The 4,972-nt window shown below is 70.3% G+C and carries 4 protein-coding genes; all 4 read right to left on the reverse strand.

Annotated features, from left to right (window positions below):
* Positions 1 to 58: 58 nt before the first annotated feature.
* Positions 59 to 1,552: an IMP dehydrogenase gene (guaB, locus tag D452_RS0100815; RefSeq protein ID WP_017542286.1), complete on the reverse strand. Its 1,494-nt coding sequence runs from the start codon at positions 1,550 to 1,552 to the stop codon at positions 59 to 61.
* Between the two features lie 243 nt (positions 1,553 to 1,795).
* Complete coding sequence (locus D452_RS0100820; RefSeq protein WP_026128856.1) at positions 1,796 to 2,419, reverse strand: sigma-70 family RNA polymerase sigma factor; 624 nt, start codon at positions 2,417 to 2,419, stop codon at positions 1,796 to 1,798.
* 246 nt (positions 2,420 to 2,665) lie between these two features.
* Positions 2,666 to 4,276, reverse strand: coding sequence for a chaperonin GroEL (groL, locus tag D452_RS0100825; protein WP_017542288.1), 1,611 nt, complete (start codon positions 4,274 to 4,276; stop codon positions 2,666 to 2,668).
* Positions 4,277 to 4,377: 101 nt separating this feature from the next.
* Positions 4,378 to 4,689 carry a co-chaperone GroES gene (groES, locus tag D452_RS0100830; protein ID WP_017542289.1) on the reverse strand — a complete coding sequence of 104 codons (312 nt, stop codon included), beginning with the start codon at positions 4,687 to 4,689 and terminating at the stop codon, positions 4,378 to 4,380.
* Positions 4,690 to 4,972 lie beyond the last annotated feature (283 nt).

Raw genomic sequence — 4,972 nt, forward strand, 5'->3', positions numbered from 1 at the left:
GCCGGAACACCCGTCGGCGCCGGTCGCAGCGCGGCGTCGACGGGCACGGCCCGCGGTGTCAGCGGCGCCCGTGGTAGTTGGGGGCCTCGACCGTCATCTGGACGTCGTGGGGATGGCTCTCCTTGAGTCCGGCCGGGGTGATCTGCATCAACTGGCCGTGCTCGTGCAGGTCGGCGATCTCGCGTGCGCCCGCGTACCACATGGACTGGCGCAACCCGCCGATGAGCTGGTCGGCGACCGTCTCCAGCGGGCCGCGGTAGGGCACCTGGCCTTCGATGCCCTCGGGGATCAGCTTGTCCTCGGTCGCGACGTCGGCCTGGGAATAGCGGTCCTTGGAGTAGGAGGTCCCGCGCATCGCGCCCAGCGAGCCCATGCCCCGGTAGGTCTTGTACTGCTTGCCGTTGATGAAGACGAGGTCGCCCGGGCTCTCCTCGACACCGGCGAGCAGGCTGCCCAGCATCACCGTGCTCGCGCCGGCGACGATCGCCTTGACGATGTCGCCGGAGAACTGGAGTCCCCCGTCGGCGATGATCGGAACCTGGGCGGGACCGGCGGCCTTGTACGCCTCCATCACCGCCGTGACCTGCGGCGCGCCGACACCGGCCACAACGCGGGTGGTGCAGATGGAGCCGGGTCCCACGCCGACCTTGATCGCGTCGGCTCCGGCGTCGATCAGCGCCTGGGCTCCGGCGCGGGTGGCGATGTTGCCGGCGACGACGTCGGCGGCGGAGTTGGCTTTGAGCTTGGCGACCATCTCGGCGACGCCCGCGGAGTGGCCGTGCGCGGTGTCGACGACGACGAAGTCGGCGCCGGCCTCGACCAGCGCGTGGGCGCGCGCTTCGGAGTCCGCGCCCACGCCCACGGCGGCGCCGACGACCAGGCGGCCGTCGGCGTCCTTGGTGGCGTCGGGGAACTGCTCGCTTTTGATGAAGTCCTTGACGGTGATCAGTCCGCGCAGCCGGCCCTGGGGGTCGGTCAGCGGGAGCTTTTCGACCTTGTTCTCGCGCAGCAGCCGGAACGCGTCGTCGCGGCTGACCCCCACCGGGGCGGTGATCAGCGGCATCGGGGTCATGACCTCGTGGACGGGGCGGCTGCGGTCCAGTTCGAAGCGCATGTCGCGGTTGGTGACCATGCCCACCAGGCGGCCGTCGGTGTCGGTGACGGGAGCGCCGGAGATGCGGTAGTGGGCGCTGAGCGCCTCGACGTCGGCCAGAGTGTCGCCGGGTTTGCAGGTGACCGGGTCGGTGACCATGCCAGCTTCGGAGCGCTTGACCAGGTCGACCTGGTCGGCCTGGGCTTCGACGGAGAGGTTGCGGTGCAGCACGCCGGCGCCGCCCTGGCGCGCCATGGCCACTGCCGTGCGGGCCTCGGTGACCGTGTCCATCGCCGCGGACAGCAGCGGGATGCGCAGTCCGATGGACCGCGAAAGCCGGCTCGCGGTGTCGGCCTCGCCGGGCTGCAGGTCCGAGTAGGACGGGACCAGCAGGACGTCGTCGTAGGTGAGCCCCGGCGGCAGCACCTTGCCGCCGTCCCCCGTGAACAGCTGCGTCATATATCTTCCCAACCACTCGCGCGTGTCGTTTCATCCTAGAACGGCGGCGGCGCGGCGCGGGGCGGTTCGCCTTCGACCGGGGCGGCGGTGGCGAGGCTCACAGCGCGCGCCGGGGCGGCCGCCGGGCCGCCGGTGCACAGGCGCAGCGCGGGCGGCGGGGGATCGCGCGCGGCGCGGCACCGGTATGCGACCGGTCGTCGGACCGCGGCGGTGCAGCGTCGGAAGGTGCGGCGCGCCGCAGGGTCAGATCAGCCGATCGGCTGCGGCGACCTTGCGCAGGCGGGCCAGGGCGCGGTGCTGGGCGACGCGGACGGCGCCGGGGGACATGCCCAGCGCATGCCCCGTCTCGTCGGCGGTGAGCCCGGCGATGACCCGCATCACCAGCAGGCGGCGCTGCTGTTCGGGCAGTTCGTCGAGCAGACCGCGCGCCCGTTCCGCCTCGGCGCTGCGCACGGCGGACTCTTCGGGGCCGGGGCCGTCGTCGGCGCACTCGGGCACGGCGTCGGTGGGGACGTCGGCGCGGGTGGAGCGGCGCAGCGCGTCGGCGACCTTGTGCGAGGCGATCTTGAACACGAAGGCGGCGAAGGGCCGCCCCTTGTCCTCGTAGCGGGGCAGCGCCGCGAGCAGGGCGATGCAGACCTCTTGCGCCACGTCGTCGGAGTAGTGGACGTATCCGGCGACGCGGGAGAGTTTGGCGCGGCAGTAGCGGACCACCATCGGGTGGACCTCGCGGATGAGTGAGTCGACCGCGCCGTCGTCGCCCTGGACGGCGAGCGAGGTCAAGTGGTTCAGTTCCGTCTCGTTCGCTCTGCGCAGGGCCTCGGCTCGGCTCGCGAGCGCGCCCCCCGCTGCGCGTGGATCCGTCACGTCTCGCATCATGCCCCGCCGCGCGGGTTTACACGTCACCAAATGCGGCTACAGAATGATCACATTCGATGAAAATGCCGCAAAACCGGCACACATCGCGTGCTGTGTCCGGTCCCTCGATGATAGTGAACGGCCCCGCGCCCGCGCGATGCGCGGACACGGGGCCGGTGCCGACCGGGGCCGCCGACGCCGGCGGCCGCCCGGTGCGACCGATGCTCCTCGGACGGGTCGGACCGTCGGGCCGACTCAGTGGCCGTGGCCGTGGCCCTGGCCCTCGTCCTCCTCTTCCTCGGGCTTCTCGACGACCAGCGCCTCGGTGGTCAGCAGCATGCCCGCGATCGAAGCGGCGTTCTGCACCGCGGAGCGGGTGACCTTGACCGGGTCGATGACGCCGGCGGCCATCAGGTCGCCGTAGGAGTCGGTGGCGGCGTTGTAGCCCTGCCCCACCGGCATCTCGCTGATGCGGTAGGTGACCACGTAGCCTTCGGCGCCGCCGTTCTCGGCGATCCAGCGGGCCGGCTCCGGCAGGGACTGGCGCAGGATCTTCACGCCCGTCGCCTCGTCGCCGGTCAGGCCCAGGTCGTCCAGCTCCGCGGCAGCGTGCACCAGCGCCGAACCGCCGCCGGCGACGATGCCCTCCTCGATCGCGGCGCGGGTGGCCGAGATCGCGTCCTCCAGGCGGTGCTTCTTCTCCTTGAGCTCCACCTCGGTGGCTGCACCGACACGCAGCACGGAGACGCCGCCGGCCAGCTTGGCCAGGCGCTCCTGCAGCTTCTCGCGGTCCCAGTCGGAGTCGCTGTTCTCGATCTCCTTGCGGATCTGGTGGACCCGCTCCTCGACCTCGCCCTGCTCGCCGTTGCCGTCGACGATGGTGGTGTCGTCCTTGGTGACGGTGATGCGGCGGGCGCTGCCCAGAACGTCCAGCTCGGCGTTCTCCAGGCTCAGGCCGACCTCTTCGGCGATGACCTGGCCGCCGGTCAGGGTGGCGATGTCCTGGAGCATGGCCTTGCGGCGCTCGCCGAAGCCGGGCGCCTTGACCGCGGCGACGTTGAGGGCGCCGCGGATCTTGTTGAGGACCATCGCGCCCAGGGCGTCGCCCTCGATGTCCTCGGCGATGATCAGCAGCGGCTTCTTGGTCTGGACGACCTTCTCCAGCAGCGGCAGGATCTCGTTGAGGCTGGAGATCTTGCCCTGGTTGATCAGGATGAGGGCGTCGTCCAGGACGACTTCCTGGCGCTCCTGGTCGGTGACGAAGTAGGGCGAGACGTAGCCCTTGTCGAACTGCATGCCCTCAGTGAAGTCGAGGTCCAGGCCCATGGTGGGGGCCTCCTCGACCGTGATGACGCCGTCCTTGCCGACCTTGTCGAACGCCTCGGCGATCATGTCGCCGATCTGGCTGTCCTGGGCGGAGTTGGTGGCGACGTAGGCGATGTCGTCGCGCTCGCCGATCTCGCGGGCCCGCTCGACGAGGACGTCGGCGACCTTCTTGGCGGCGGCGTCGATGCCCTTCTTCATGGACATCGGCGAAGCGCCCGCGGCCACGCTCCGCAGGCCCTCGCGGACCAGCGCCTGAGCGAGCACGGTGGCGGTGGTGGTGCCGTCGCCGGCCGCGTCGTTGGTCTTGGTGGCGACCTCCTTGACCAGCTGGGCACCCAGGTCCTCGTACGGGTCCTCCAGCTCGACCTCGCGAGCGACGGTCACGCCGTCGTTCGTGATGGTGGGCGCGCCGAACTTCTTGTCGATGACGACGTTGCGGCCGCGCGGGCCCAGCGTGACCTTCACGGAGTCCGCGAGGCGATCGACACCGCGTTCAAGGGAGCGCCGGGCGTCGTCCTCGAATTCCAGGATCTTGGGCATGGTGAGCTTCCTCTATCCGTACACCTACGGCGGGTAAGAAAAACCGCCCCGCCCGGCAGGGTGCCGGCCGGGGCGGGAAGGATTCGTCGAGTGACGAGGTCTTACTTCTCGACGACCGCGAGCAGGTCGCGGGCGGAGAGGACGAGGAACTCCTCGTTGTCGTACTTGACCTCGGTGCCGCCGTACTTGCTGTACAGCACGACGTCGCCGACGTTCACGTCGAGCGGGATGCGCTTGTCGCCCTCGTCGTCCCAGCGGCCGGGGCCCACAGCGAGGACCTCGCCCTCCTGGGGCTTCTCCTTGGCGGTGTCGGGGATGACCAGGCCGGAGGCCGTGGTCTGCTCGGCTTCGAGGGTCTTGACGACGACGCGGTCCTCAAGCGGCTTGAGCACAGTCTTGGTGGCGGTCGACACGGTTGTGACCTCCCCCTTCGGGTTCGATGATACGAAACGGCATGCTTGGCGAAGGGCGACCACGGCGGCCTGCCGTCGCGGGTGCCAGACCGGCCTCGTCGCAATTAGCACTCTACCTTCGGGAGTGCCAGTATGGAACATTAGCCGGGCCCATTGGGCGCGTCAAACAACTGGTCACGGGGGAACATCGTGGTGTCCAGCGGGCAAACCGCACCCGATCCGAGGTCGGCGTTCGCGGCCCTTCTCACCAGCGCCGGAAGCCGCGTACTCGCCGCAGCCGAAA

Source organism: Nocardiopsis prasina DSM 43845 (assembly GCF_000341265.1).
GTDB lineage: Bacteria > Actinomycetota > Actinomycetes > Streptosporangiales > Streptosporangiaceae > Nocardiopsis > Nocardiopsis prasina.

What these genes read in the sequence shown, in the direction of transcription:
- groL (WP_017542288.1), bottom strand. Translation starts at nt 4,276, where the DNA reads ATGCCCAAGATCCTGGAATTCGAGGACGACGCCCGGCGCTCCCTTGAA.
- guaB (WP_017542286.1), bottom strand. Translation starts at nt 1,552, where the DNA reads ATGACGCAGCTGTTCACGGGGGACGGCGGCAAGGTGCTGCCGCCGGGG.